The sequence below is a fragment of the Streptococcus sp. 1001283B150225_161107_H12 genome (genome assembly GCF_015552665.1).
Classification (GTDB): domain Bacteria; phylum Bacillota; class Bacilli; order Lactobacillales; family Streptococcaceae; genus Streptococcus.
In genome coordinates, this window is sequence record NZ_JADNFC010000001.1 from 548,713 (window position 1) to 574,313 (window position 25,601).

Consider the following 25,601-nt stretch of genomic DNA (forward strand, 5'->3'; position numbering starts at 1 on the left):
CCAAGGAGGAATCATATGTCTAAAGTAGCTATTGTCACAGGTGCAGGTCAAGGAATCGGTTTTGCGATTGCGAAACGATTGGTACAAGATGGCTTCAAGGTCGGAGTATTGGATTACAACGCTGAAACAGCGGAAAAAGCAGTGGCTGAATTGTCAGCTGAAAATGCTTTTGCGGTCGTTGCGGATGTCTCCAAACAAGCAGAAGTGGCTGCAGCTTTCCAAAAAGTTGTGGATCATTTCGGAGACTTAAACGTCGTCGTTAACAACGCTGGTGTTGCACCAACTACACCACTTGATACGATTACAGAAGAACAATTTGAGCGCACTTTTGCCATCAACGTTGGTGGTGTGATTTGGGGTGCTCAAGCTGCTCAAGCCCAATTCAAAGCGCTTGGCCATGGAGGAAAAATCATCAATGCCACCTCACAGGCTGGTGTCGTTGGTAACCCTAACTTGACTGTCTATGGTGGTACTAAATTCGCTGTTCGTGGAATTACGCAAACATTGGCACGTGACTTGGCAGATTCAGGCATCACTGTCAATGCGTATGCACCTGGTATCGTTAAGACTCCAATGATGTTTGACATCGCTCATGAAGTTGGTAAGAACGCTGGTAAAGATGACGAATGGGGTATGCAAACTTTTGCTAAAGATATAACCCTCAAACGTTTGTCAGAACCTGAAGATGTAGCAGCAGCGGTTAGCTTCCTTGCAGGTCCTGATTCAAACTACATCACAGGACAAACCATCATCGTGGATGGTGGGATGCAATTCCATTAAGATAAAACCAGAGGTTGGGACTTTGTCCTATGTGCACCTTATTCCTCTCGTTCGCTTTTTTTGAAAAATTAGGGTAGAATAGAAGTCATATTTTGAAAAAGAATAGATCAATAGTGATAGAGATGAACTCTCTTCCATCCATTAAAACGAAAAGAGGTGACCATATGTGGAAATGGATCAAACGAATCATCGGACTGACCTTCCTCCTAGTGATTGTCTTAGCAATTTTCTTGATACCGGCAAAAGTTTCGACTCAAGAACAATTTAAAAATGTGACAGTGAATACTTCGCTGGTAGATCTAGCCCAAGAAGGTCTTTCTACAGCAGACTTAACAACATCTGGCCTGCAAACAGAACTTCAGCTGAATTCTCCTCAATTGCGCCAAGTCATTAAAGGAATGCTTGGAGAGGTTTCGGATGAAACACTCCTCAATACAGCTGTCTCTATGAATGGAGACTATATCAATGTTCAGGTGCCGATTGAACTAGGACCGGTGGAAACCATGGTGAGCATGGACTTTTCAGCGAGTGTGACGGATCAACAATTGACCTTAAACCTAGAACGGGCCCGTCTTGGCCATCTCCCAATTCCACGTGCCTTGGTCGCTTCGAAAATTGCTGAAAAAGTTAACCAAGAGGGAACCAGAGCTACCATGACAGGCAATCAAATCCAATTGACCTTGCCGACAAGTGGCTATCAAATCCATTCTGCGAAGGTCGAAAAAGGGAACATGGTATTACAAATTATCGTTCCCATTTCCTATTAAGGATCAACCATTGGTTTCTGATGAAGCCGATGGTTTTTCTGTTTGACAAAGCCCAGAAAAAAGAGTAAGGTAGAACGAGAAAACGATTTCAGATACATGGAGATTTAGGATGCCACTATATGAATTTTGTGCAGAAAACATGACTCTTTTAGAAAAAGCTTTTCAAGCAGGAGCACGTCGTGTAGAACTATGTGATAACTTAGCGGTAGGAGGTACGACTCCAAGCTATGCTGTGATCAAAGAGGCTGTAAAGCTTGCTAAAGAGTATCAGGGCAAGGTTATTGTTATGATCCGTCCACGAGGTGGTGATTTTGTATACTCTGAGCAAGAGCTAGACATTATGTTAGAAGACTGGAAAGTTGCCCGTGATTTGGGTGTTGATGGCTTGGCGGTAGGTGTCTTGACTGCTGACAATCAGCTGGATAAAGATGCCATGCTTCGTTTCATCCAAGCTAGCCAAGGATTTGAATTGACCATGCATATGGCATTTGACCAGATTCCTCTAGAAGATCAAGCGTCGACAATCGAGTGGATGAAGGAAGTGGGCGTGACCCGACTATTAACAAGAGCCGGCAGTCCACAAACAGACTTAGAACAACGGTTGGAACGCTACGAAGAGTATGCCAAGTTAGCGGATGGCCAAGTAGAAATCTTGGCAGGTGGCGGTATCTCCTTGGAGAATCGTCAGCTTTTCCTTGACGTTCCAGGAGTGGATCAGGTCCATGGGACCCGCGTTGTCTTTTAAATCTATGTGAGTTGAGGACCATTCTCAACTCATTTTTTGCTTCTTTTTGGTATACTGGAGAAGAAGGAGTTGACCAGTGTTTTTACCGGATTATTTTGAGAAATATAGTATAGATAAAGAAAAAGCCCTGGCTTATGGGTTTTCAGAGCAGGGAGAGGCCTATCACTATGAGCAACTAATCCTCGATGGAGACTTCAAGCTCTATGTGACTGTCCAAGGTAAGGAAGTGGATTTTTGGTTAGTGGATCAAGAGACAGGCGACGACTATGTGCAACTCCATATGGACCAGATGGTCGGTCAATATGTGGGGCAAGTCAGAGAAGCCTGTCAGCAGGCCTTAGAAGATATAAGAAAGTCTTGTTTTGCTGTCAAAGTTTTTATGTATCCACAGACCAAGCGCTTGGTGGATTGGATCAGCCAGCAGTATGATCGTCCCCTCGAATATCTCTGGGACCGCTCACCGGACTCGGGTGTCTTTCGTCATCAAAAAGATCTCAAATGGTTTGGCGTTCTCATGAAGATTGACTGGTCCAAGCTAGATGCGAGACAGGAAGGGAAGATTGAGGTCTTAAATCTTAAACTGGACCATGTCAGCCAACTCTTAGAAGAGTCTCCGTTCTATCCTGCCTACCATATGAACAAGAAGTACTGGATTAGCATTCCCTTGGATGAACGAGTAGAGGATAATCATCTTTTCGAGCTTGTGGCCAAGAGTTGGACCTTGACCAAGAAGTAAAGGTTTAACCCAATTGATTTGTGAAAGTGAACAATACATAAAAAAAGAATGTTGAGGGGTCAACATTCTTTTTTTTTTATTGAAGAATTTCCTGCACTTATTGCTCTTTGGTCAATGAGAAGTGGAAATCTCTGTAATTGCTATAGTCAAACTCTGTATTGATATCTGTTGTAAAGGCTATCGGAGTATAATGACCTTCCTCAAGGATAAATCCTGGTTTGAAGCGGAAATTTGCTACTCCTAATCCAGTAATACCAGGAAGTAGTGCATCTGCGCCATTAAGACCTTCTGACTCCCAGTAATAGACATTACCAGATGCTTGAATAGCTCTTGCAGTATAGGTAGCTGTGCGGGTTGGTTCACTATCATTTTTAAAGCTAACGACAGTTGTAATATCTCCATTAGCTTCAATAGTCATTTTGATGCTATCCGCCTGAGGGCTAGATCCTACCCAAGTGCCGACAAGTCCTGCAGGAACAACTGCTTGATCAGTTGAAGATGTATCTTCTGCCTTGTTCGGTTCAGTTGAAGCTGGCGAGTTACTTGCCTGACTTGAAGGAGTAGTATTTTCTTTTGCTTGAGAAGAAGAAGATGTAGCTTTTTTATTCAAGCTAGCTTTTGGTTTTTTCTCAACTTTCGAGCTAGAAGCTTTTTCGGATGAGGAAGTTGTTTTATCTTTTGAGCCACACCCTCCCAAAGCAAGTCCAAGTGATGCAGCCACAAGAGAGGCTGCAGTCCAACGAATCAAAGATCGTTTCATAATATCACCTCTTTATCTTTCTGACTTAGATTATACTCCTATTGTTACAGATGTCAAGCATTTTTTGTAATAAATGTAATTTTTTTGTAACATAGTTTTATATATAAAATAACTCAAGAATAGAAGGATGGGATTGAATCATAGATAAGAGACAATTTGGGGTAAAACCTCTTCCAGTTTGTCCTGATTGATACGGGCAAAGGCATAGGGACAGTTTTGAATATAGGCAGATTCGAAGAAGTGGAGAGGGAGACCGCTATGTTTCAGACGAGCAACCGAAGGGACCTGTCTTAAATCTAGTAAGACTCCTCCAATGACCGGCCATACGGGGACGGACAGGGAATGTTGCTGGAGTAGAGAAGCAGTTTGCTCTTTTTGGATGACTTGTTGTTGGTGAAGGAGCCCTTTGTTTTTTGCAAACATGCCATTGTCAATATAGAGGCTCAAGGCCTTCTGCATGACCAAGTTACTTTCGTAGTCGAGTGTACCCTTGAGTTTTAAGACAGGGGCAAGAAGCGTTTTGGGGAGGACCATAGAAGTGATGCGGAGGGCAGAAAAGAGGCTGGTAGAAAAAGACTTGATGTAGATAACCCGGTCGGATGCATCCAGATAATGAAAGCTAGGAGAAAAATGTGGATCATAATCTCCCAAGTAATCGTCCTCGACAATATAGACATCATAGAGGTCTGCTAAGGCCAATATCTGTTCCTTCTCTTGTTTGCTATAACTATGTCCCAGCGGGTAATGGTAGCGGGGAATGGTATAGAAAAATTTGATCTTGCCACTTTTGAAGATGGCTTCCAGTTGGTCAAAGTCAATTCCTTGAGGCAAGCGATTGATGCTTTGGTAAGGCAAGTCTTGCTCATGAATTAACTTATTGATACGGTAGTAGGTTGGTTGCTCTACTAGGATTTCTTCTTTTTGGTTTGGGAAGGCGACCTGACTTAAAAGGTAGAGGGCTTGCTGGGTTCCTGAGGTGATAACGATTTGTTGCTCCTGGGTGTATATGGCATCTTCTCGAAGGAGAGAGGCAATAGATTGACGGAGATCGACTAGACCTTCCTGCTTTTCATAGTAGTTGAAGAGGTAATTATCACGACCGACAAGGGTTTCGTTGATACAAGTCCGAAAGTCTTCAAAGGCCTGGAATCGATCTTCCTTGAGGCGAAGAGGTAGGTCTGTGTGCTTTCCAGTTTCTTCCTCCAGGACATAATAGCCGCTTTGGGGCTTGGCATAGATGTAGTTCTTGTAGCTGAGCTCGAGAAGGGCCCGTTGGACGGTGTCTTTGCTACAGGCATACTGACTGGCTAGTTGGCGAACAGAAGGCAGGCGGTCTCCAGTTTTTAGGATCCCCTGGTCAATCTGGTTTTTCAATGTTGTAAAAATCTTTTGGTATTTGGTTGTCATAACTGTCCCCGTACAATTTTTCTTTATTGTAGTCAATTGGATGTAAAAAAGCAACTAAAAAGTGACTCCCTATAAGAGAGTCACTGTCTTACATGACATACACAATCGCGATATATTGGAGAGCAGAAGCGGCTAAGATGAAGAGATGCCAAATCATGTGGAAATAAGGTTTCTTTTTGGCGTAAAATCCAGCTCCAACTGTGTAACATAGGCCACCCATCAGCATCAAGCCCCAGAAGGTTGGACTTGTCTGGCTGATGATTTGAGGGATAATGAAAATCACCAACCATCCCATAATCAAATAGAGGGCCAAGCTGAATTTTTCATTTACCTTCTTAGCAAAAATCTTATAAAGAATTCCGAAGATAGTCGTCCCCCATTGAATCAGGATAATGGCATAGCCGAACCAGTTGTTCATGAGAGAAAGGACGACGGGTGTGTAGCTACCTGCAATGGCAATATAAATCATGGAGTGATCGATGATCCGTAAGACATACTTCTGAGGTGAGTCATAGGCCATGGCATGGTAGATGGTCGATGAGAGAAACATGAGAAAGAGACTGATGACAAAAATTGAAGTCCCGACAGCTGCTAAAGTCCCATGTGTTTCATAACTATAAATAGCAGAAGTTGGAAGGAGAAAGAGCATCAAAACGGCACCAACTGCATGGGTGACACTATTAGCGATTTCTTCCCCAAAGGATAATCGTTTACTTAATTTACTAGCATAATTCACTTTTATTTTTCCTCCTCAGAATGAACATGGATATAGGATAGGGTTTCTTGGTAGAGTAGCACGGTACGACAGGCAGAGCCGATAATAGGTGCTAAAGGTTCTTTCTCTTCATGAAGAAAGTCCACAAAACTATTATAGAGGTCTGCGGAGCTGGCTTGACTCTGCAAGAGGTTCAAGGTAGCTGCGATCTCTTGAATCGAAAAAACCGTCTTTAAGGTTGTAATAGCAATGAGACGGGCAACTTGCTGTCGCTTGTATTTCTTCTTATCTGGTTTTGGCAGATAGCCGTGTTTAACGTAATTATTGACCATGGAAGCCGTCAAGCCCTTGTCTGTTTCTGAGATAAAAGGCGCACACACCTTATTGACATAGAGGAGGACTTGGTCCAAATAAAGATCTATATCAGGAATTTCTTCCCACTTGGGATAACTGTAGTTGAATATAATAGTTATTACCTCTTTGTTATCTAGTTTTAATAACTAGATGATAACATGATGGTAATTTTATGTCAAGCGAAAATGAAATATGGTACAATAATCCTATGAAACTATTAATTCCAACAGCAAAAGAAATGAATCTGGATACCCCAGAAAAAACGGGTCATCCTGTATCAAATGAGACACAAGCGGTCATCGATGCCTTAGCTGCACTATCTCTAGAAGAGTTAGCTTCACTTTATAAGATTTCTGAAGAGCGGGCAAGTGAAGAAGAGCAACGAATCCAAGCGCTCAAGTCGGGTACAGCTAAGACCTATCCAGCTTTGAATCTCTTCGACGGTCTCATGTACCGGAATATCCGCCGTACGGACTGGACGGAAGCAGAAGCGGCTTATGTGCAAGACCATCTCTTAATCACCTCAGCTCTTTATGGGGTGATTCCGGCCCTTACTCCGATTGCTCCCCATCGTTTGGACTTTCTCATGAAGCTTAAGGTCCAGGGGAAATCCTTAAAGACTTTTTGGAAGGCTAGCTATGATCAAGCTCTTCAGGAGGAAGATCTAATTATTTCTTTGCTTTCCAGTGAGTTTGAAACCGTCTTTTCTAAGGAGATTCAAGATCGGATGGTGACCTTTAAATTTCTAGAAGAGAAAAATGGTCAGTTGAAGGTGCATTCGACCATTTCTAAGAAAGCGCGTGGGGCTTTTGTGACAGCCTTACTAGAGAAGCAGATCACGAAGGTCGAAGAGATGAAGCAGTTAAGCTTTAATGGCTTTGCCTACCAGGATGATTTATCGACTGACAAACAATTAGTCTTTGTGAAATATGAGTAAATAAAAGGTACTAGTCAGCAACTACTAGTACATCAGATTGGAGGCAAAGCACTCTTAAAAACTTTCCTTAGGTGAGTACGGACGTCAGCGAACTTCTTCAAAGTTCCATGACTAATTTTTGAGCCTAAGGTCTCAATAATTCCGAGTGCCTGAAACATAATTGTTTCAGGCACTTTTCTCACAGCGGAAAGTTTTAACTCTGCTTAATGACTCAAAAAATCTTTTTAAGGTACTAGTCAACAGAGACTAGTACTTTTTTTCAAGAATCAAAAAACGTGTTCATAGCTGGCAACTGTAGTTAGTTGGCTATGAACACGACTAATTGAATGGTTAGAATTTAGTGGGAGCCCTTTAATTTTTTCAGAAGAGTTTGAAGTTGTTTTTGCTCTTCTTCGCTAAAGACACCCATGACTTTTTGAACATTACGTATATGATCAGGAAGAACTTCGATAATTTTTTTACGGCCCTTTTCTGTCAAAGAAACGATACAAGCACGACGGTCATCTGGATCGATTTCGCGCTTGATCCATCCATCACGCACCATATTTCGAATCACGACGGTCATATTTCCAGAGGTCGCTAAAATACTGTCAATCAGGTTCTGGATACGGAGATCCCCCTTACTGTACAAGGTTTCCAAAACGGAAAACTGAGTAGGGGTCAACTGATGATCCTTAAAGACATGAGACTCTGCTGCACGAAAAGTCCGTTCCGCCTTGTGAAAGACAATCATGGTTTTTAATTCTGTTTGGGCTTCTTCAAATAGTTTTTCTAAATTCTTCATACTATCATTTTAGCAATAAATAGTATTAGACGCTATTAAGCCTTAATATCAAATAGATTACAGGCGGGTGACAAGATAATGGATTTATCAACAGAAGAAAAAATGACTGTTAACTTTAGTGTCAAATTATTTTTTTGTCGAATAGTAAGGAGTAGTAAAGTTTCTTTGAATCCTTAGTAAAATCTTGCTCCAAGTCTAATCTATGGTGTATAATATAGGTATTGTAGACAGTTTCTGGTAGAGTCTAAGTCTAAATTGGTTCGTCTGGAACTAGTCCCAGATAGAAAGTAGGTAAGGTATGAAAATTTCTGATCGTGTATTAAAGATGGAAGAAAGTGTCACCCTGGCAAGTGATGCCAAAGCAAAAAAATTAAAGGCAGAAGGAAAAGATATCCTCTTTCTAACCTTGGGCCAGCCTGATTTTCACACTCCTGAGAATATTCAAGATGCTGCAGTTCAAGCTATTCGGGATGGACGGGCTTCCTTTTATACGGTTGCTTCTGGCCTTCCAGCATTAAAGGCTGCTGTTAATACCTATTTCGAACGCTACTATGGATATTCCGTTTCACCAAATCAAGTCACCTTTGCGACTGGAGCGAAGTTTTCCCTCTATACCTTCTTTATGGCTGTGCTCAATCCAGGTGATGAGGTTATTATCCCGACACCATACTGGGTCAGCTATGGAGACCAGGTCCTAATGGCAGAAGGGGTTCCTGTCTATGTTAAGGGACACCAAGCCAATGATTTTAAGGTATCCGTTGAGCAATTGGAAGAAGCTCGGACGGAGAAAACTAAGGTCTTGGTCTTAAACTCTCCTTCTAATCCGACGGGGATGATTTATAGCAAGGACGAACTCCTAGCCATTGGAAATTGGGCTGTCGAACATGACATTATTATCTTAGCGGATGATATCTATGGTCGCCTAGTCTATAACGGCAATGAGTTTGTTCCGATTTCAAGCTTATCCGAAGCCATCCGCAAACAAACGGTTGTCATTAACGGTGTTTCAAAAGCCTATGCCATGACAGGGTGGCGGGTTGGTTATGCGGTGGGTGATCCTGAAATCATCGCAGCTATGAGTAAACTGACTGGTCAAACAACTTCCAACCTGACGGCTGTTTCACAGTATGCTACGATTGAAGCCTTGACAGGTCCACAAGACTCGGTAGAGGTGATGTGTCAAGCCTTTGAGGAGCGTTTGAACACCATATATCCTCTTTTGTGCGAGGTTCCAGGTTTTGATGTCATCAAGCCGCAAGGAGCTTTCTATCTCTTCCCAAATGTCAAAAAAGCCATGGAGATGAAAGGCTATACCGATGTGACAGAGTTTGCAACTGCCATTCTGGAAGAAGTGGGTGTTGCCCTTATTACAGGTGCTGGATTTGGAGCCCCAGAAAATGTCCGTCTTAGCTATGCAACTGACCTGGAAACGTTGAAAGAAGCTGTTCGCCGCTTGCACCAGTTTATGGAGAATTAAAATAAGAGAGTGGGACAGAAATCGGTAATTCGTTAGAATTCGATTTCGTCGTCCCACCTCCGCACAGTTGAGTAGGGCTGTAAAAGCTGATAAAATCAGCGTAGTAGAGCCCACTCAACCACTGCGTCTTGCTCGACAATCCAAAGACAATTGAGAGGCTAGGACTTTTGTCCCAGCCTCTTTTCTTTACAATTATAAGTAATCGACAGAAAGAATTGTGTTTGCCTTTTTCACAGGGACACGGGTCTTAGTCCCATTGTTTCCTTTTGGGAGGCGGAATTTTTTCACTTCTGGACTAGATGGTTTTGCTTGAGTCTTCTTGCTAACAGGTACGCGGGTTTTTACACCATTATTTCCTTTTGGAAGACGAAGTTTCTGAACAGGTTTTTCTGGAGTAGAAGGAGTCACAGGTTTCTCAACAACTGGGCTTGTCACTTCTTTATAGAAATAGGTTACAGTAACTAGGTTAGAAACATGGAGTTTATGGGAGGTCAGTTCCCCTTTGTCAGCTGATTGGAAGGTATAAGTTTTTCCATTAGCTTGGATCTGAGCAGGTGCTGTTGGAAGACCAGCTTCATAAGCCAAATCAAGGCTCCGCTCGACACTGTTTTCTTGAGAAGGCGCAATTTCTTGTCCCTTATCATCTACAAAACGAGCACGTTTTACAACTTCAGGATTCAAATCGATATCGTCATAGAGATGAATGACTTCAATAACGGGCGCGGTAGCAGTTCCTTTTTCAGGAGCGCTCTTGTAATGGAATCCATCTTTAATATCAAGCTCAGAATATCTCACTCGATACCAGGTTTTTCCATTTTCGTCTGTAACGGTTGCTGGTCCATTTCCAGAAACGTCATATTCGGTGAAAGCACGGGCTTCAACGGTCTTGTAGACGACATCTGTAGAAGATGCAATTGGAGAAAAGTCTGGTTTCAGAGTCCGACGACGATGGATGACACGAATTTCGGAGATCCGTGGATCTACCGGTGTTTCAGCAGGAGCTGGGGTTGATTCCTCAACTGTTGGGGTTACTGTCTCTTCGCTAGGAAGTGGAGCTGTTGCTTCGTTTGTAACTGTAGCAACTGAACTCTCTGAAGTTGCTGAAACAGGAGTAACCGTATCTTGTCTTTCAGAAATAGGAGCAGTGATAGGTGCTGTCTGCTCATCCGCAAATGTGGTTGTCGCAAGACTGAGGGCTAAAACAGCTGCACACAATCCCGTAGTGAGTTGAATTTTCTTTTTCATATTTTCCTCCTTATACATACTGTTAGTATAACTTGTAAGCTTTTGACTTGTCAAAAACGACTGCTAGAAAGACCTAAAAAGATAGGATTTTCCTTTGAAAAATCAAAATATAGGATAAAATATTTAAATCGGTTCAAGAATTTGAAAAAGTTGATTGACTTTTCTTAAAAAAAGTCAGCTTTCGTTAAAAAAGACGGATTTTTAGCTTGTGAGAGATAGCTATCAGCTATTATTTGTGGTAAAATGAAAGATGACCATGTCTTCGGACAAGTACAATGAGAAAAGGAAGATGTATTATGACAAAACGGATTACCATCATCGAAGTAAAAGACTACGTCGGTCAAGAAGTGACCATCGGTGCTTGGGTTGCGAATAAATCAGGAAAAGGGAAGATCGCTTTCTTGCAATTGCGTGACGGAACGGCCTTCTTCCAAGGTGTTGCTTTCAAACCAAACTTTATCGAAAAATTCGGCGAAGAAGTAGGTCTTGAAAAATTTGACACCATCAAACGTCTAAGCCAAGAAACATCTGTTTTCGTAACAGGGATTGTCAAAGAAGACGAGCGTTCTAAATTTGGTTATGAGCTCGATATTACAGACATCGAAGTGATCGGTGAATCTCAAGATTACCCAATCACTCCAAAAGAACACGGAACAGACTTCTTGATGGACAACCGTCACTTGTGGTTGCGTTCACGCAAACAAGTTGCTGTTATGCAAATCCGTAACGCTATCATCTATGCAACTTATGAATTCTTTGATAAGAATGGCTTCATGAAGTTTGATAGCCCAATTCTTTCAGGAAATGCTGCAGAAGATTCAACTGAACTTTTTGAAACAGACTACTTCGGTACTCCAGCTTACTTGAGCCAATCAGGTCAGCTTTATCTGGAAGCAGGTGCTATGGCGCTTGGTCGTGTCTTTGACTTTGGTCCAGTATTCCGTGCTGAAAAATCTAAGACTCGCCGTCACTTGACTGAGTTCTGGATGATGGATGCGGAGTACTCATACTTGACACATGATGAGTCACTTGACTTGCAAGAAGCTTATGTTAAAGCTTTGCTCCAAGGTGTGTTGGACCGTGCTCCTCAAGCCTTGGAAACATTGGAGCGTGATACTGAGCTCTTGAAACGCTACATTGCTGAGCCATTCAAACGCATTACTTACGATGAAGCCATTGATCTCTTGCAAGAGCATGAGAACGATGAAGATGCGGACTACGAACATCTTGAACATGGTGATGACTTCGGTTCACCACACGAAACGTGGATTTCAAACCACTTTGGTGTACCAACCTTTGTCATTAACTACCCAGCAGATATCAAGGCCTTCTATATGAAGCCAGTTCCTGGTAACCCAGATCGCGTGCTTTGTGCAGACTTGCTCGCACCAGAAGGCTATGGAGAAATCATCGGTGGTTCTATGCGTGAGGAAGACTACGATGCTCTTGTAGCGAAGATGGAATCACTAGGTATGGATCGTACAGAATATGAATTCTACCTTGACCTCCGTAAATATGGTACAGTTCCACACGGTGGATTTGGTATCGGTATCGAGCGTATGGTCACCTTCGCAGCTGGTACAAAACACATCCGTGAAGCTATTCCATTCCCACGTATGTTGCACCGTATCAAACCTTAAGAACCATAAAAACGCCGTCTGGCGTTTTTATACTCTTCGAAAATCAAATTCAAACTACGTCAGCTTCACCTTGCCGTATATATGTTACTGACTTCGTCAGTTCTATCCACAACCTCAAAACAGTGTTTTGAGCAGCTTGCGGCTAGCTTCCTAGTTTGCTCTTTGATTTTCATTGAGTATTACTTTAAATGAAAGAGGTGGAGAAAATGTAGGCAAATCTAAGTAAGTCTTTTAGAAACAATCATATTACATATTGAAAGAGAGAAAACAATGTTTAAAAGAACTTACAAAGGCAATATTCCACTCCTAGCAGGTCTGGAATTTACATCTTATTTCGGAATTACTAGTTTTTGGATTTTATTCTTCATCCAAAATGGTCTTTCCTTGCTTCAAATCGGTCTATTAGAGAGTATCTTTCATGGGACCAGCCTCTTGTGCGAGATCCCATCCGGTATGTTGGCAGATCGCTTTAGCTACAAGACCAATCTCTATTTGGCTCGCTTGGCCAGCATTGGATCCTCTATCTTGATCTTGTTTGGTCAGGGGAATTTTTGGATCTATGCGATTTCTATGATGGTCAGTGCTTGGTCTTATAATTTTGACTCGGGGACCAGTACCGCTTTCTTATATGATTCTGCGGTAGAAGCGGGTCAAAAGGACCGGTATCTTCAGATTTCTAGCTTTTTGTCAGGTGTGGCCGAAGTCACCCGAACTTTAGGTACCGTTGTGGCAGGCTTCTTTGTCCATGGAGCATTGGCTTGGACCTACCTAATTGCTATTGGTCTTTCCTTGCTTTCCATAGTCTTGATTTTTCTGATGAAGGAGCCAGAGAGCAAGAGTGGTGAAAGAAATCATTTGACCTTAAAAAGGATATTGGTAGTAGTGAAACAAGAATGGCAGGAAAAACCAGTACTTTTTTACTGGATGCTCACCTATCAGCTGGTAGGAACCATCATGTGCATGTTTTATTTTTACTACCAACAGAAAATCAGTGACTTGGCCAGTTGGCAAGTTTCGCTCATCATGTTGATTGGTAGTGGATTCAATCTCCTAGCGGTTTATCTGGCCAGTCAAATCGGGAAAAAATGGAATAGTAATCAAGTCTTTCCAATCCTAGTGGCGCTGACAGGTTTGGCCTTGCTTTTGGTAGGTGTAAGGACTCCATTCGCCTATCTGAGTGTCTATATCTTGACCAATGCACTATACGCAGTTTATCAACCTATTTACTACAATGAGTTACAAGCTTATCTTCCTTCCAGTGTACGAGCAACCATGCTGAGTATCAACTCCATGATGTTTAGTCTTTCCATGATCGTGATCTTCCCACTGACTGGTTGGTTGATTGATACTTGTGGATTTGTAGCTGTTTTTCTTGTGCTAGGCCTGATAACACTCATCTCTTTCCCAATCTTAGTGATTGGATTGGGGAAAATGGGCAAGATCTTAAACAAGGGAACGAAGACGGAATAAAATTGCTGGCCTTCATCAGGTCATTATTCGACTCTCTCTGCTTTGCAGGGGGAGTTTTTTTATCTTTCTAAATTATGGTAAAATAAGTACATCCTTTAGAAAGAAAAATGACTAGTATGAAAGACTTATTGAAATACTTCAGGAATTATAAAAAAGAAGCCGTACTGGGACCGTTTTTCAAGTTGTTAGAAGCAACTTTTGAATTACTGGTTCCACTTTTAATTGCCCATCTAGTCGATCAGCTCATCCCCCGTCAGGATCAAGGGGGGATGCTTGGACTGGTTGGTCTCTTATTTGTTTTTGCTGGTTTTGGGGTTCTTGTAGCGATAACAGCCCAATATTTTTCTTCGAAGGCAGCGGTAGGCTATACCAAGGAATTGACTAATGACCTATATGAGAAGATTCTCAGCTTGTCTAAGGAGCAAAGAGACCGTTTAACCACTTCAAGTCTCGTGACGCGCTTAACCAGTGATACCTATCAGATTCAAACGGGGATTAATCTATTTTTACGTCTATTTCTCCGAGCGCCAATTGTCGTTTTCGGATCTATTTTTATGGCCTTCACCATTAATCCGCAACTGACCCTGTGGTTTATTGGTATGGTTGCTCTCTTAACCCTAATCATTGTCCTTATGTCTCGTTTGGTCAATCCTCTTTATGTGCGCATCAGGAAAATTACGGATCGAATGGTTACCATTACGCGTCAGCAGTTACAAGGGATGAGGGTTATCCGTGCCTTTGGGCAGGCAGCTCATGAAGAAGCAGAGTTTAATGAGGTCACCCAAGACTATACCAAATGGCAATTACTAGTATCTAAATGGTCTAGTTTGATTAGTCCTATGACCTTCTTAGTCGTGAACGGGACTTTGATTTGTATTCTTTGGCAGGGACAAGCCTCCATTCAAATGGGGAGGCTCAGTCAAGGAATGTTGGTCGCTTTGGTCAATTACCTGCTTCAAATTTTGACGGAATTACTGAAGTTAGCGATGTTGGTGACATCGCTCAACCAAAGCTATATTGCTGCTGGTCGGATAGTCCAGGTCTTTGATGAGAAAAGTGAAGAGCTGGATCAAGAGTTGGATGATGTATCTGTTTCTGACCCTCAGCTGGCGCTACAGATCCAAGACCTTGTCTTTACCTATCCTTTAGCCGCAAAACCATCCTTAGAAGGGATTCACTTATCCCTGAACAAGGGTCAAACCTTGGGAATTATTGGAGGGACAGGATCAGGGAAGTCCACTCTGGTTCAATTGCTAGGGCATCTTTATAGCCCAAGCCACGGGAGTGTAAGTCTCTTTAAGGATGGTCAGAGTCCCAAGACCCTTCGTCAGTGGCGTGACTGGGTAGCAGTAGTTCCTCAAAAAGCAGAGCTCTTTAAAGGAAGTATTCGTTCCAATCTAACGCTGGGATTAAATGAGGAAGCGAATGAAGAGCAGTTGTGGTGGGCCTTGGGAGTTGCGCAAGCAGCTGATTTCGTCCGTGAGAAAGCGGGAGGACTAGAGGCTCCCGTAGAAGCTTTTGGACGGAATTTTTCCGGTGGTCAACGTCAACGTTTGACCGTAGCACGTGCTATCCTTCGCAAAGCACCAATTTTGGTCTTGGATGATTCTACATCTGCCTTGGACTATTTGACAGAAGCACGACTTTTACAGGCTCTAAAAGAGGAATTGACGGAGACAAGCCTCATTCTCATTTCGCAGCGGACCAATAGTCTACGAAGTGCTGAGCAAATTCTCGTCTTAGATAAAGGTCGTCAAGTCTGCCTAGGAAGTCATGAGGACTTGGTGGCAACCAATCCTTTATACCAAGAGATTCATTTCTCCCAACAGAAGAGAGAGGAGGGGGCAGAATGAAACAAAAGACATATTTACGGCGCTTGCTTGCTGACTTAGCCAAGCAGCCCATCTGGCTAATCTTAGCCAGTCTGGGAACCATCTTGCAAGTCTTGTTAACCGTCTATATCCCTATCCTGATCGGGCGGGCAGTGGACCTAGTGGTCCTCCCTGATGCAGCTCACCTCATACTCCCACTTATCTTGCAAATAGGTCTAGTGATCCTCTTTGCAACCTTGATTCAATGGTTGAATCCTTTAATTTACAATCAGATGATCTATCGCTACAGTAAGGATTTAAGGGAGAAGGTCATCCAGAAAGTGCATGTCCTACCTTTATCTTACCTGGATCGTCAAGGTACTGGGGATTTGGTCAGTCGCTTGACCACTGACGTTGAACAACTAAACAATGGTTTATTCATGGTCTTCAGTCAGTTCTTTGTTGGTCTTCTTACGATTCTAGTGACCATTGCCAGTATGGCCCGATTGGATTGGATGATGATGGGGATGGTCTTAATCTTGACACCCTTATCACTCTTTATCGCCCGTTTTATTGCCAAGCGTTCTTACCATCTCTTCAGGATGCAGACCCAGGCGCGTGGGGCTCAGACGCAAATGATTGAAGAATCTCTTAGTCAAGAAAGCTTGCTTCAAGCCTTCAATGCTCAGGCTGCATTTCATAGGAAGTTTATCGAGATCAATGGCGACTATGCTGGTTGCTCTCAAGAAGCGATTTTTTACTCCTCCACCGTTAATCCTGCGACGCGCTTTGTCAATGCTCTAATTTATGCGCTTGTGACGGGATTTGGTGCCGTCCGTATCCTATCTGGAACGAGCTTTACTGTTGGTCAGTTGGTAACCTTTCTCAACTATGTCAATCAGTATACTAAACCCTTCAATGACATCTCCTCTGTCCTTGCTGAACTGCAGAGCGCCTTAGCTTGTGCAGAGCGTCTCTATAGTATCCTAGACCAAGAGGAAGTGAAAGAAAGTGGCAAGAGAGACTTGCAAGAAGACGCTGTCGAAGGAGCTGTCCAATTTGATCATGTCAGCTTTGGTTATCGCCCTGATCAGACACTCATAAAGGATCTTTCCATTTCTATCCCGCCGGCTAGTAAGGTAGCCATTGTTGGTCCAACTGGGGCTGGGAAATCTACATTGATTAATCTTCTCATGCGATTCTATGATGTGGATCAGGGGCAGTTGCGCTTAGATAATGAAGCTGTAAATAGCTATAGTCTAGCAAGCTATCGCAAGCAGTTTGGGATGGTGCTCCAAGAGACTTGGCTCAAAGTTGGAACGGTTCATGAGAATATCGCCTTTGGTCGACCTGATGCAAGTCGGGAAGAAGTGGTCCAAGCAGCAAAAGCTGCCAATGCTGATTTCTTTATTCAACAGCTTCCAGATGGCTATGATACCTATCTAGCCGATGCTGGAGACTCCCTCTCTCAAGGACAAAGACAGCTTCTGACTATTGCTCGGGTCTTTCTTGCAGTACCTAAGATCCTGATCCTAGATGAGGCGACCTCTTCCATCGACACGCGGACAGAGTTGCTTATTCAAGATGCCTTTCATAAGTTAATGGTGGGTCGGACCAGCTTTGTGATTGCCCATCGCCTGTCTACAATTGAAAATGCGGATCTCATCCTAGTCATGGTAGATGGAAATATCGTTGAACATGGGAATCATACGGAGTTGATGGCTCAAAGAGGTGTTTATTACAAAATGCAAACTGCCCAACTTTCTAGTAATTAAGACAGTAAAAGACTGGATCTTTGTCCAGTCTTTTGTGTTTAATCCTGCTGATCTTTTAAAAGATAGAGAAGAGAGAAGGCCAAGAGAGCCATAGCAAAACCTAATACGGTAAAGATGAAAGCGTTGCTGTCTGAGATGAGACCGATGGTATTGAGAGCGAAAGGTGTAATGGCCGCTCCAAAGCTACAGCCCAAGACGGCTACAGAGGTCACTTGGTTTAATCGTTTCGCAGGAATTTTGGCTGACAAGATTTGGAAAACCATGGTGAGAGCAGTGCTATACGTATAGCCGGAGAAGAGGGCGGATAGAGCAAGAAGAGGGATACTTGGAGAAAGGGCTACAGCCATCATGGAGAATCCGTAAGCAATCCCGGCATAAGTGATCAATTTGCTCTTGAACAAATGTACAAGGCCAGAGAAGGTGAGACCAGCTAGAATTCCGATTAATTGCATAGCACTTAGAATGAAGCTGGCTGAATTATGCTGATCCTTGAACGTGTAGGCGACAATACTTGGAATGCGAAGAGTTACTCCGACGTTGCAAAGGACAATCATTGCGGCTACAATGGCCAAAATAATAGTTAACTTCCATTCTTCTTTTTGGAGTGGTTCTTTCTGATTGGCTTGTGTATGCTGACTTTCTTCTTGCTGGTGGTAAGGGACAAAGGTCATGAAGAGAAAGAGAACGATTAAGCCGGCCCCGTAGGCTAGGAAGCTAGAAGTCCAGCCGAATTGGAGGAGGAAGCCGACTAATAAAGTGACGAGGGCTGTCCCTACGACCTCGGCAGAACCACGAAATCCAAGAGTTTGGACTCGTTCACGTCCATGATAGCGTTCGCTGATAATTGAAATAGCCTTAGCATTGATCAAACCGACACCCATTCCAAAGATGAAACGAGAGATGAAGAGGATAGGATAAGCTTGGTTAATGAAAGGGACCATTCCGAAGATTGAGAGGATTAACAGACCAGTGATAATCATCTTTCTCTCATCCAAGAAGCGTTCGATAAAGGTGTTGAGAAAGAGGGTGAGCATAATCCCAGCGGATGGAAGGGATACCAAGAGTTCGATCTGACTTTTAGGGAGATCCTTATAGTATTCAAACATATAGGGAAGTGCGCTAGAAATCGAAAAAGACGTTGTTAATACAAGAGATAAAGAAAGGATACTAACCTTTTCTAATAATTTTTTCATAATCATCCTTCAGTCACATATTTGGTCAAAAGACACTCTACTATGGTATAGTTTTTTGCTTCATTTAGCAAGTTATTTAAATGAAATTTCTTAATATTTTTATAATTAAGAGAAGAAAAAAACTGGAGGTTTAACTCCAGTTTTTTATTTCTATTAGACGTTTAAGACTTTATCTAAGAATTCTTTCAATCGTGGGTGTTGTGGGTTGTCGAATATTTGGTCTGGTTTGCCATCTTCGAGGAATTCCCCATCAGCGGTAAAGATGACACGATTGGCTACTTGGCGAGCAAATCCCATCTCGTGGGTAACAATAATCATGGTCATGCCTTGTTTAGCCAAGTCCTTCATAACGTTTAGTACATCTCCGACCATCTCAGGGTCAAGAGCAGAAGTCGGTTCGTCAAAGAGCATGACGTCTGGCTTCATAGCGAGACCACGCGCAATGGCCACCCGCTGTTTCTGACCACCTGACAAGCTATCAGGAGAGACATCAGCTTTGTCAGCCAGTCCAACCTTTTCCAAGAGTTCCATCGCTAATTCCTTAGCTTCTTCACGACTCATGCGTTTGTGCTCCAAAGGAGCAAACATGATGTTTTCGATGACACTCATATGAGGGAAGAGGTTGAAGTGCTGGAAGACCATCCCGACATTTTCACGGACGATATCAATGTTGGTTTTTGGATCAGTAAGATCATAGCCGTTCACGGTAATCTGTCCCTTGGTTACTTCTTCGAGAAGATTGAGACTGCGTAGGAAGGTGGATTTACCAGAACCAGATGGTCCGATGATACAAACCACATCTCCTTCGTAGAATTTTGTTGAGATGCCTTTAAGGACCTCGTTTTCACCGTAATATTTGTGGAGGTCATGGACATCAATTTTTAATTTAGCCATTAGTTAGCCCTCTTTTCTAATTGTTTTGCAAAGCGTGTCAATAAGGTAATGATGACGAGGTAGAAGACGGCAAGGATCGCATACATCTTGAAACTTTGGTAGTTTCGAGCGATGATAATCTTACCAGTCTGGAAGAGCTCGACTAAACCGATCGCAGACACGATAGTCGTATCTTTCAGTGCAATAACGAATTGGTTGACGAAGTTTGGAAGCATCAGTTTAGTTGCTTGAGGCAAGATAATCTTGCGCATGGTCTTGCTATAAGAGATCCCGAGGCTTCGACTCGCTTCCATTTGACCAGCAGGGACTGCTTGAATCCCTCCTCGAACAATCTCAGCGATATAAGCAGCAGCATTGAGAGAGAGAGCGATGGTACCTGCAAGGAAGTCATTGATTGGGGATTGGTGACCCGTCATGGACTCGATCAAATTGGGAATTCCCCAGAAGATGAAGGCAGCAAGGATCATCAGTGGGATACCACGGATGACATCGACGAAGATCTCAGCAGTCCAACGAAGCCATTTATAAGGACTGACACTAAACATTCCGAAGATAATCCCAACAACCATAGCGATTGCGAAGGATATTAAAGCAAGGGCGATAGTGACACCTAATCCACCTAACAATTGTTTGTAGTTGTTTTGGAGCAAGCCCCAGATAGTCGTTTCATCTACTGAAGTAGATTCAGTTGTTTCTTCGCTATCGCTTGAAAGGTATTTATCCAAGATCTTTTGGTATTCGCCACTTTCTTTTAAGTTGGCCAAACCGTTGTTAAACATTTCAATCAATTCAGGGTTTGAATCTTTTTGAACAGCAAAGGCAATCTGACCACTTGGAGTACCTTCGATAGGTGTTTTGAATTTACGTCCTTGTTTAATGGCGTATTTGATAACAGGTTCGTCATCCATGATGGCAGCTACAGAACCTGAGTTCAAACTGTCATACATAGAAGCCCCATCTGAGAAGGTTTTGATTTTATAGCCATACTTGCTCTTGTTTTCCTCGAGGAAAGTTTGAGAAGCAGTACCATTTTTGACACCAACTGTTTTTCCTTTTAGATCTTCGTAGGAAGAAATCTTACTACTTTCTTGAACTGCTAGGATCGAATTGGTTGTGTAGTATGGGTCAGAGAAGTCAAAAGTTGCCTTACGAGCATCTGTTACAGTCATGCCGGCAATCATTCCGTCCGCATTTCCATTCTGAACATCACTGACGGCAGCATCAAAACCAGGGTTGCTAATTTCTAGTGTAAAGCCTTGGTCTTTGGCAATGGCCTTAATCAATTCCATATCAATCCCAGTGTATTTACTTTGATCATTTTGGAAGACGAAGGGAGCAAAAGAGGAATCGCTAGAAATTTTGTAGGTTTTCTTCTTTGGAGTTGCTTTTTGTCCTGCTTCAGTGCTCGTTTCAGGAACAGCAGAAGTGCTAGCGGTAGTTGTTGTTGAAGATGATGATTGGCTGCTACCAGTCCATTTTTCAATAATTTGGTCCAATGTACCATCTTTCTTCATTTGAGCAAGAGCTGTATTGAATTGTTTAATGAGGTTTTCATGAGAACCATCCTTCTTGACCCCAAAGGCAAAGCTTCCGACAGCTTCCCCTTCCATATTAATAGAAAGATCTTGGCCTTGCTTAATGGCGTATTCGATAACAGGTTGGTCATCCATAATGGCATTCACTGCACCAGTTGATAAACTATTGTTCATCAAATCACTGGTATCGAAGGTCTTGATCGTATAACCGTACTTATCCTTGTTCTTTTGAAGGAAGCGTTGAGCAGCTGTACCGTTTTTGACACCAACTGTTTTGCCTTTAAGCTGGTCATAGGAAGTGATTTTATTTGCTTTCTTGGTTGCAATCACGACTTTTGTATCATAGTAGGTATCAGACATAGCAAAGACTTGCTCACGTTCCTTGGTCTTGGTCATCCCTGCCATAATGGCATCGGCTTGACCAGCTTGAACTGCATTGACCGCTGCATCAAAGCCTGGGAACGATTTTTCTAAGGTCCATCCGTTAATTTCAGCGACCTTATCCAAGATTTCAACATCAATTCCTTTATAAACTTGGTCTGAGTCTTTGAATTCGAAGGGCGCATATGCTGTATCGAAAACGACTTTTACAGTTTCAGCCTGTGCTTGACTCGCAAAGGCGAATAGTGGAAATAAGAAAAGCAAACATGCTACTAGTTTTTTCTTCATTTCGTTCTCCTTTATATCTAATCCACTGGTCTCGAGAAGAGCAATGGAAGGGATACCCAAAAGGGCTCAAAAAAATAAAGAATTCATACTGAAAACAAGTATGAATTTCAATCATTTATTTTTTACAAGTATTATCATATCATAAATGAAACCTAAAATCAAGAAATTCAATCAACTAATGTCAGGTTATCTAACATGACCTAATCTTGCAGTCTCAGATTTTCTTTGCTACAATGGACCTATTAGATAAATGGAGGTCGATCATGAAGAAAGGGAAGATCATTCAAGATATAAAAATTAACACCTCATGGCCAGTACTTGTTTCTACACTATTCTATGTGTTTTTAACCTTTCTATTTGTTGAAGGTGGACTTTGGTTTGGAAGTGAATTTGTAGGACCATTTTCTATAGTTTTAGAGTTTTTAACAGAACTCTTTTCACCAGGTAATGGAGGAGCGAGTGTCCAAGAATTTTTCTACCATTATTTTCTTTATTATGAGCTCTTCAGTTTTGTATTCATTCTTTTACTCTTTATTTTTTGGGTGAAGTTCATTGAGAAGAATCCTCTATCGACTTTAGGTTTTATAAAAAAGAATTGGCTCAAGTATCTAGGTTGGGGGATTTTGCTTTCACTGCTTCAAATGGGTGTGATTGCCCTTGTCTACCAGTTGGGTGGAATTGGGTCTTTTGAGCTTAATGAATTAAGTTTAGAACCCATCCTCTTTATTCTAGGCTTATTCCCATTTTGGCTCCTTCAAGGAGGAACGGAAGAAGTGGCGACGCGGGGTTGGCTCCTAACTCGGATTGCTGCAAGAACTAATTTGCCTTTAGCGATCGCGATTTCTAGTAGTCTCTTTGGCTTTCTTCATCTGGGAAATTCAGGAGTGACCTTCTTATCCGTACTGAATATCATCCTCGATGGAGTTCTAGCTGGTCTTCTCCTTATCTACACCGATAGTATCTGGCTAGTGGTTGCCCAACACGGTACTTGGAACTATGTACAAGGGAATCTCCTTGGTTTTCAAGTCAGTGGGACGGGCGCAGATGCTTCGATTTTTAGTTTTACCATGGGATCAGGACCTGACTGGCTGACCGGAGGGGAATTTGGAGCAGAAGGATCGCTTATCACCACTATTGTTCTCCTTTTATCCCTAGTGATTGTTTATCGCTTAGGGGAGAGGAAAGAAAAGTTTGATGACTAACCTCTGTGTAATGTCTGAAAGTCATATATGAAAAAGACAAACACCAAAAATGACGTTTGTCTGCATTCTGAGTCGAACACATATTGATGAGTTCGGCTTTTTCTATATAATAATGGGAATGATTAGCTTGACTTGTGCACCATTATGAGTATTTTCTAAATGCATAGTTCCATTATGAAGTTTCATGACGCGTTTCACGAAAGATAAACCAAGTCCAAAGTGACTTTCTTGAGAGGGTGTTCTTGCTTGGTCCTCTTTATAGAAAAGATTTCCAGCATGTTGTAAAACACTTTTTGAAAAAGTAGATTGATTGTTCCATATGGTTAGAACTAATCGATTATTTTCTTGTGACATTGTTAGCTGGATCTTTGCATCATTTTCTTTTTGATGTTGTATTGCATTATTAATAATATTGGAGATTGCTCGAAAAAATAGATTGGAATGAATGGCAATTTGTGTTGATGGAGTTACTATGTTTGAAAAAGCAAATTGTGTATTTTTGGGGAGTAAAGGAGTGATCTGTTCCTTCAATTGATGAGCTACTTGTTGAATTGATATTTTTTCAAGTTGAATATCATGGTCGTAAAAGGTTTTGGAGTATTGGATAAAGTGGTTAAAATAATCGTTTAATTGAATACTTGCTTGCTCAAGATCTTTTAGACATTCCATTGTTTGCGGTGTTTGCTTAGTGGATTGTAAGAATTCAGCATTTCCCCTGATAACAGTTAGAGGGCTACGAAGATCATGTGCAGCGCTAGATACTTGAAACATGAGTTCTTTTTTTTGATCTTTTTCATTTTGAATTCTATTTTTTATTTCAGATTGCATTTTTTCGATCAGATCGTTTGTTTCAATGAATTCTTTAATCTGCAAATGGTGATGTTCATTTTTGGTGAAATATAGACCACTATGATAAACCATGTTCATTTCTGTTTGAATCTTGGTTAATAATTGTCTAATATTTATTACAATGATAAAAATTAAAATGATGCAAAGATAAATCCAAGAACTGACGCTAAAAAATAAAGCAAAGTGATTGGCATTTTTCTCATTAATTCCAGATACAGAAGATAGAAGAGCTGGAACTATGTAAAAAAGTATCAGACATAGAAGAAATTGCCAAATGATTTTAAGGTAGGTACGCTTAATGAGTTGCTTGATTGTCAATTCTTTTTCCATTTGTATCCTCCTCCCCATATTGTTTTGATGGGGTCAATTTGATGGATCTTAAATTTTTGTCTGATTTGATAGATGTATTCAGTAATGGATCGTAGTTGTGCATCAGAGTCTACAGGATAGAGGTAATTGTAAAGTTCTTCTATGCTAAATATTCGGTTCTTATTTTTTGCTAAAAGATAAAGTAAATCAAACTCTCTCTTGGTCAATGAAATTCTCTTTGATTGATAATAAACTTCTTGACTATCTCGATAAAAAGTTATATTTGACTCCATCTCTTCTTTAGAGGAGTGGTGTGATCTTTCTTCTCTACGAAGATGCATTTGAATTCTTGCAATCAATTCCTTTATGCTGAATGGTTTTGTGATGTAATCATCTGCACCAGCTTGAATTCCTTTTAGTAAATCTTCTTCAAAATCTTTAGCGGTTAGAAATAGAATTGGAGTAGTAATTTGTGAACGAATGGAACGACAGATTTCTAAACCAGAAATAGGCATCATGACATCAAGTAGAATTAGATCGAATCCAGTAAAGTCGCAGATATTGATCTCCTCTATATATTTACGAGTTTCCACGTGAAAGTTGTTCGCTTTTAATGCATTCGCTATTAATCGTAAGATTTTTTCATCATCGTCAATGGCTAAAATTTTATATTTCATAGTTCCTCCAATTATATGAGCATATTATAGCAAATATAGAATTCGATTTGTTAGAAATGAAAAAAATAATTATTCTGAGAATTTCCTGATTTTCTCCTGTTATACTTGCTCCAAGTGAAGGTGGAATTTCACTAAAAGTCAGAAAGGAAAAAGAATGAATGATAACAATTCAAAAGCTACATAAGGAATATAATAATAAAATTGTCCTTCAGAACGTGTCTTTCAAAGCCAAGAAAGGTGAGATTACTGGATTGATTGGACCGAATGGATCCGGAAAATCAACTTTAATTAGAATTTTACTTGGTTTAGAAAATAGTCAAATGGGAATGGCATTGATCGATGGCAAAAAATACTCTCAATTGGGAGATAATCCTTTTGGTATTGTTGGATCATTCCTAGATAGTTGTCAACCTTATCCAACAAGAACAGGATTTCAGCATCTTCGGTGGATTGGCTTGGCTTGTGGTGTTGACAGAAATAGGTGCAACGAATGTTTAGAGTTGGTGGGGTTAAGTGAAGCTAAAAATAAAAAAGTAAAAGATTATTCGTTAGGAATGAAGCAACGTCTTGGGTTAGCAACAGCCTTATTAGCAAATCCTGATATCTTAATTTTAGATGAACCAATCAATGGACTAGATCCAGAGGGTATACGCTGGGTACGCAATTTTTTGCAGTCTTTTGTCAATGAAGGTAAAACTGTCTTAATGACAAGTCATTATATGAGTGAGTTAGAATTAACTGTAGATCATCTAGTTGGTATTTCTAATGGGAAAATTGTTATTGATGCTCCTACAAAAGATATTTTGAAACAGTTTGGATCTTTTGAGGAAGCATATTTTAAGGCGCTCGAAGGGAAAGAAGGTGAATAAT

General features: G+C 41.4%; 23 protein-coding genes. 12 read left to right on the top strand and 11 right to left on the bottom strand.

Going from position 1 to position 25,601, the window contains the following annotated elements; all coding sequences use genetic code 11:
* Nucleotides 1-15 precede the first annotated feature (15 nt).
* The 4 genes from I2C87_RS02520 (at nucleotide 16) to I2C87_RS02535 (ending at nucleotide 3,028) form a co-directional block, all read left to right on the top strand.
* Nucleotides 16-780: a (S)-acetoin forming diacetyl reductase gene (locus tag I2C87_RS02520; protein WP_009730834.1), complete on the top strand. Its 765-nt coding sequence runs from the start codon at nucleotides 16-18 to the stop codon at nucleotides 778-780.
* Between the two features lie 164 nt (nucleotides 781-944).
* The gene (locus I2C87_RS02525) at nucleotides 945-1,547 is read left to right on the top strand and encodes a hypothetical protein (protein ID WP_229046114.1); all 603 of its coding nucleotides are present in this window, start codon (nucleotides 945-947) and stop codon (nucleotides 1,545-1,547) included.
* A gap of 109 nt (nucleotides 1,548-1,656) precedes the next feature.
* Nucleotides 1,657-2,292, top strand: a complete 636-nt coding sequence (locus tag I2C87_RS02530) for a copper homeostasis protein CutC (RefSeq protein WP_195323858.1) — start codon at nucleotides 1,657-1,659, stop codon at nucleotides 2,290-2,292.
* A gap of 76 nt (nucleotides 2,293-2,368) precedes the next feature.
* Nucleotides 2,369-3,028, top strand: a complete 660-nt coding sequence (locus I2C87_RS02535) for an MmcQ/YjbR family DNA-binding protein (RefSeq protein WP_195323859.1) — start codon at nucleotides 2,369-2,371, stop codon at nucleotides 3,026-3,028.
* 97 nt (nucleotides 3,029-3,125) lie between these two features.
* Here the strand turns inward: I2C87_RS02535 and I2C87_RS02540 are convergent, their stop codons facing one another.
* The 4 genes from I2C87_RS02540 to I2C87_RS02555 form a co-directional block, all read right to left on the bottom strand.
* Nucleotides 3,126-3,788 (bottom strand): hypothetical protein, encoded by a 663-nt coding sequence (locus I2C87_RS02540; RefSeq protein ID WP_048716187.1) that lies wholly within the window; start codon nucleotides 3,786-3,788, stop codon nucleotides 3,126-3,128.
* Between the two features lie 138 nt (nucleotides 3,789-3,926).
* Nucleotides 3,927-5,195, bottom strand: coding sequence for a PLP-dependent aminotransferase family protein (locus I2C87_RS02545; RefSeq protein WP_195323860.1), 1,269 nt, complete (start codon nucleotides 5,193-5,195; stop codon nucleotides 3,927-3,929).
* Between the two features lie 88 nt (nucleotides 5,196-5,283).
* The gene (gene trhA / locus I2C87_RS02550; protein ID WP_048788819.1) at nucleotides 5,284-5,931 is read right to left on the bottom strand and encodes a PAQR family membrane homeostasis protein TrhA; all 648 of its coding nucleotides are present in this window, start codon (nucleotides 5,929-5,931) and stop codon (nucleotides 5,284-5,286) included.
* 2 nt (nucleotides 5,932-5,933) lie between these two features.
* Nucleotides 5,934-6,374, bottom strand: a complete 441-nt coding sequence (locus I2C87_RS02555) for a DUF1836 domain-containing protein (RefSeq protein ID WP_416385280.1) — start codon at nucleotides 6,372-6,374, stop codon at nucleotides 5,934-5,936.
* Between the two features lie 98 nt (nucleotides 6,375-6,472).
* On the opposite strand from I2C87_RS02555, the gene yaaA reads away from it, so the two are divergent.
* The gene (gene yaaA / locus I2C87_RS02560; RefSeq protein ID WP_195323861.1) at nucleotides 6,473-7,201 is read left to right on the top strand and encodes a peroxide stress protein YaaA; all 729 of its coding nucleotides are present in this window, start codon (nucleotides 6,473-6,475) and stop codon (nucleotides 7,199-7,201) included.
* Nucleotides 7,202-7,538: 337 nt separating this feature from the next.
* Here yaaA and I2C87_RS02565 read toward each other — a convergent pair whose 3' ends face one another.
* A complete protein-coding gene (locus I2C87_RS02565; RefSeq protein ID WP_023026886.1) occupies nucleotides 7,539-7,985 on the bottom strand; it encodes a MarR family winged helix-turn-helix transcriptional regulator in 447 nt (148 codons plus the stop codon).
* Between the two features lie 298 nt (nucleotides 7,986-8,283).
* Between I2C87_RS02565 and I2C87_RS02570 the strand changes: the two genes are divergently transcribed.
* Nucleotides 8,284-9,462, top strand: coding sequence for a pyridoxal phosphate-dependent aminotransferase (locus tag I2C87_RS02570; RefSeq protein ID WP_195323862.1), 1,179 nt, complete (start codon nucleotides 8,284-8,286; stop codon nucleotides 9,460-9,462).
* 192 nt (nucleotides 9,463-9,654) lie between these two features.
* Here I2C87_RS02570 and I2C87_RS02575 read toward each other — a convergent pair whose 3' ends face one another.
* Nucleotides 9,655-10,707: a cell surface protein gene (locus I2C87_RS02575; RefSeq protein WP_195323863.1), complete on the bottom strand. Its 1,053-nt coding sequence runs from the start codon at nucleotides 10,705-10,707 to the stop codon at nucleotides 9,655-9,657.
* Between the two features lie 296 nt (nucleotides 10,708-11,003).
* On the opposite strand from I2C87_RS02575, the gene asnS reads away from it, so the two are divergent.
* The 4 genes from asnS (at nucleotide 11,004) to I2C87_RS02595 (ending at nucleotide 17,403) form a co-directional block, all read left to right on the top strand.
* Nucleotides 11,004-12,347, top strand: coding sequence for an asparagine--tRNA ligase (gene asnS / locus I2C87_RS02580; RefSeq protein WP_037616614.1), 1,344 nt, complete (start codon nucleotides 11,004-11,006; stop codon nucleotides 12,345-12,347).
* 270 nt (nucleotides 12,348-12,617) lie between these two features.
* Nucleotides 12,618-13,817, top strand: coding sequence for an MFS transporter (locus I2C87_RS02585; RefSeq protein WP_195323864.1), 1,200 nt, complete (start codon nucleotides 12,618-12,620; stop codon nucleotides 13,815-13,817).
* Between the two features lie 116 nt (nucleotides 13,818-13,933).
* Nucleotides 13,934-15,670, top strand: a complete 1,737-nt coding sequence (locus I2C87_RS02590) for an ABC transporter ATP-binding protein (RefSeq protein WP_195323944.1) — start codon at nucleotides 13,934-13,936, stop codon at nucleotides 15,668-15,670.
* Nucleotides 15,667-17,403 (top strand): ABC transporter ATP-binding protein, encoded by a 1,737-nt coding sequence (locus I2C87_RS02595; RefSeq protein WP_195323865.1) that lies wholly within the window; start codon nucleotides 15,667-15,669, stop codon nucleotides 17,401-17,403. The genes I2C87_RS02590 and I2C87_RS02595 overlap by 4 nt, the downstream gene beginning before the upstream one ends.
* Before the next feature lie 38 nt (nucleotides 17,404-17,441).
* Here the strand turns inward: I2C87_RS02595 and I2C87_RS02600 are convergent, their stop codons facing one another.
* The 3 genes from I2C87_RS02600 to I2C87_RS02610 form a co-directional block, all read right to left on the bottom strand.
* Nucleotides 17,442-18,596 (bottom strand): MFS transporter, encoded by a 1,155-nt coding sequence (locus I2C87_RS02600; RefSeq protein WP_048716164.1) that lies wholly within the window; start codon nucleotides 18,594-18,596, stop codon nucleotides 17,442-17,444.
* A 153-nt stretch (nucleotides 18,597-18,749) separates the two neighbouring features.
* Nucleotides 18,750-19,490, bottom strand: coding sequence for an amino acid ABC transporter ATP-binding protein (locus I2C87_RS02605; protein ID WP_048690604.1), 741 nt, complete (start codon nucleotides 19,488-19,490; stop codon nucleotides 18,750-18,752).
* Nucleotides 19,490-21,694 carry an ABC transporter substrate-binding protein/permease gene (locus I2C87_RS02610; RefSeq protein ID WP_195323866.1) on the bottom strand — a complete coding sequence of 735 codons (2,205 nt, stop codon included), beginning with the start codon at nucleotides 21,692-21,694 and terminating at the stop codon, nucleotides 19,490-19,492. Before I2C87_RS02610 ends, I2C87_RS02605 begins: the two co-directional genes overlap by 1 nt.
* 263 nt (nucleotides 21,695-21,957) lie before the next feature.
* On the opposite strand from I2C87_RS02610, the gene I2C87_RS02615 reads away from it, so the two are divergent.
* On the top strand, nucleotides 21,958-22,896 hold the full coding sequence (locus tag I2C87_RS02615) for a CPBP family intramembrane glutamic endopeptidase (protein WP_195323867.1): 939 nt from the start codon (nucleotides 21,958-21,960) through the stop codon (nucleotides 22,894-22,896).
* Nucleotides 22,897-22,998: 102 nt separating this feature from the next.
* Here the strand turns inward: I2C87_RS02615 and I2C87_RS02620 are convergent, their stop codons facing one another.
* On the bottom strand, nucleotides 22,999-24,075 hold the full coding sequence (locus tag I2C87_RS02620) for a sensor histidine kinase (RefSeq protein WP_195323868.1): 1,077 nt from the start codon (nucleotides 24,073-24,075) through the stop codon (nucleotides 22,999-23,001).
* Nucleotides 24,060-24,731 (bottom strand): response regulator transcription factor, encoded by a 672-nt coding sequence (locus tag I2C87_RS02625; RefSeq protein ID WP_195323869.1) that lies wholly within the window; start codon nucleotides 24,729-24,731, stop codon nucleotides 24,060-24,062. Before I2C87_RS02625 ends, I2C87_RS02620 begins: the two co-directional genes overlap by 16 nt.
* A gap of 158 nt (nucleotides 24,732-24,889) precedes the next feature.
* Here I2C87_RS02625 and I2C87_RS02630 point away from each other — a divergent pair, with 158 nt between their 5' ends.
* Nucleotides 24,890-25,600 carry an ABC transporter ATP-binding protein gene (locus tag I2C87_RS02630; protein ID WP_195323870.1) on the top strand — a complete coding sequence of 237 codons (711 nt, stop codon included), beginning with the start codon at nucleotides 24,890-24,892 and terminating at the stop codon, nucleotides 25,598-25,600.
* Nucleotide 25,601 lies beyond the last annotated feature (1 nt).

What these genes read in the sequence shown, in the direction of transcription:
- I2C87_RS02565 (WP_023026886.1), bottom strand. Translation starts at nt 7,985, where the DNA reads ATGAAGAATTTAGAAAAACTATTTGAAGAAGCCCAAACAGAATTAAAA.
- I2C87_RS02590 (WP_195323944.1), top strand. Translation starts at nt 13,934, where the DNA reads ATGAAAGACTTATTGAAATACTTCAGGAATTATAAAAAAGAAGCCGTA.
- I2C87_RS02625 (WP_195323869.1), bottom strand. Translation starts at nt 24,731, where the DNA reads ATGAAATATAAAATTTTAGCCATTGACGATGATGAAAAAATCTTACGA.
- I2C87_RS02525 (WP_229046114.1), top strand. Translation starts at nt 945, where the DNA reads ATGTGGAAATGGATCAAACGAATCATCGGACTGACCTTCCTCCTAGTG.
- I2C87_RS02620 (WP_195323868.1), bottom strand. Translation starts at nt 24,075, where the DNA reads ATGGAAAAAGAATTGACAATCAAGCAACTCATTAAGCGTACCTACCTT.
- I2C87_RS02545 (WP_195323860.1), bottom strand. Translation starts at nt 5,195, where the DNA reads ATGACAACCAAATACCAAAAGATTTTTACAACATTGAAAAACCAGATT.
- I2C87_RS02530 (WP_195323858.1), top strand. Translation starts at nt 1,657, where the DNA reads ATGCCACTATATGAATTTTGTGCAGAAAACATGACTCTTTTAGAAAAA.
- I2C87_RS02585 (WP_195323864.1), top strand. Translation starts at nt 12,618, where the DNA reads ATGTTTAAAAGAACTTACAAAGGCAATATTCCACTCCTAGCAGGTCTG.
- I2C87_RS02610 (WP_195323866.1), bottom strand. Translation starts at nt 21,694, where the DNA reads ATGAAGAAAAAACTAGTAGCATGTTTGCTTTTCTTATTTCCACTATTC.
- asnS (WP_037616614.1), top strand. Translation starts at nt 11,004, where the DNA reads ATGACAAAACGGATTACCATCATCGAAGTAAAAGACTACGTCGGTCAA.
- I2C87_RS02595 (WP_195323865.1), top strand. Translation starts at nt 15,667, where the DNA reads ATGAAACAAAAGACATATTTACGGCGCTTGCTTGCTGACTTAGCCAAG.
- I2C87_RS02600 (WP_048716164.1), bottom strand. Translation starts at nt 18,596, where the DNA reads ATGAAAAAATTATTAGAAAAGGTTAGTATCCTTTCTTTATCTCTTGTA.
- I2C87_RS02540 (WP_048716187.1), bottom strand. Translation starts at nt 3,788, where the DNA reads ATGAAACGATCTTTGATTCGTTGGACTGCAGCCTCTCTTGTGGCTGCA.
- I2C87_RS02520 (WP_009730834.1), top strand. Translation starts at nt 16, where the DNA reads ATGTCTAAAGTAGCTATTGTCACAGGTGCAGGTCAAGGAATCGGTTTT.
- I2C87_RS02575 (WP_195323863.1), bottom strand. Translation starts at nt 10,707, where the DNA reads ATGAAAAAGAAAATTCAACTCACTACGGGATTGTGTGCAGCTGTTTTA.
- I2C87_RS02605 (WP_048690604.1), bottom strand. Translation starts at nt 19,490, where the DNA reads ATGGCTAAATTAAAAATTGATGTCCATGACCTCCACAAATATTACGGT.
- I2C87_RS02570 (WP_195323862.1), top strand. Translation starts at nt 8,284, where the DNA reads ATGAAAATTTCTGATCGTGTATTAAAGATGGAAGAAAGTGTCACCCTG.
- yaaA (WP_195323861.1), top strand. Translation starts at nt 6,473, where the DNA reads ATGAAACTATTAATTCCAACAGCAAAAGAAATGAATCTGGATACCCCA.
- I2C87_RS02630 (WP_195323870.1), top strand. Translation starts at nt 24,890, where the DNA reads ATGATAACAATTCAAAAGCTACATAAGGAATATAATAATAAAATTGTC.
- I2C87_RS02615 (WP_195323867.1), top strand. Translation starts at nt 21,958, where the DNA reads ATGAAGAAAGGGAAGATCATTCAAGATATAAAAATTAACACCTCATGG.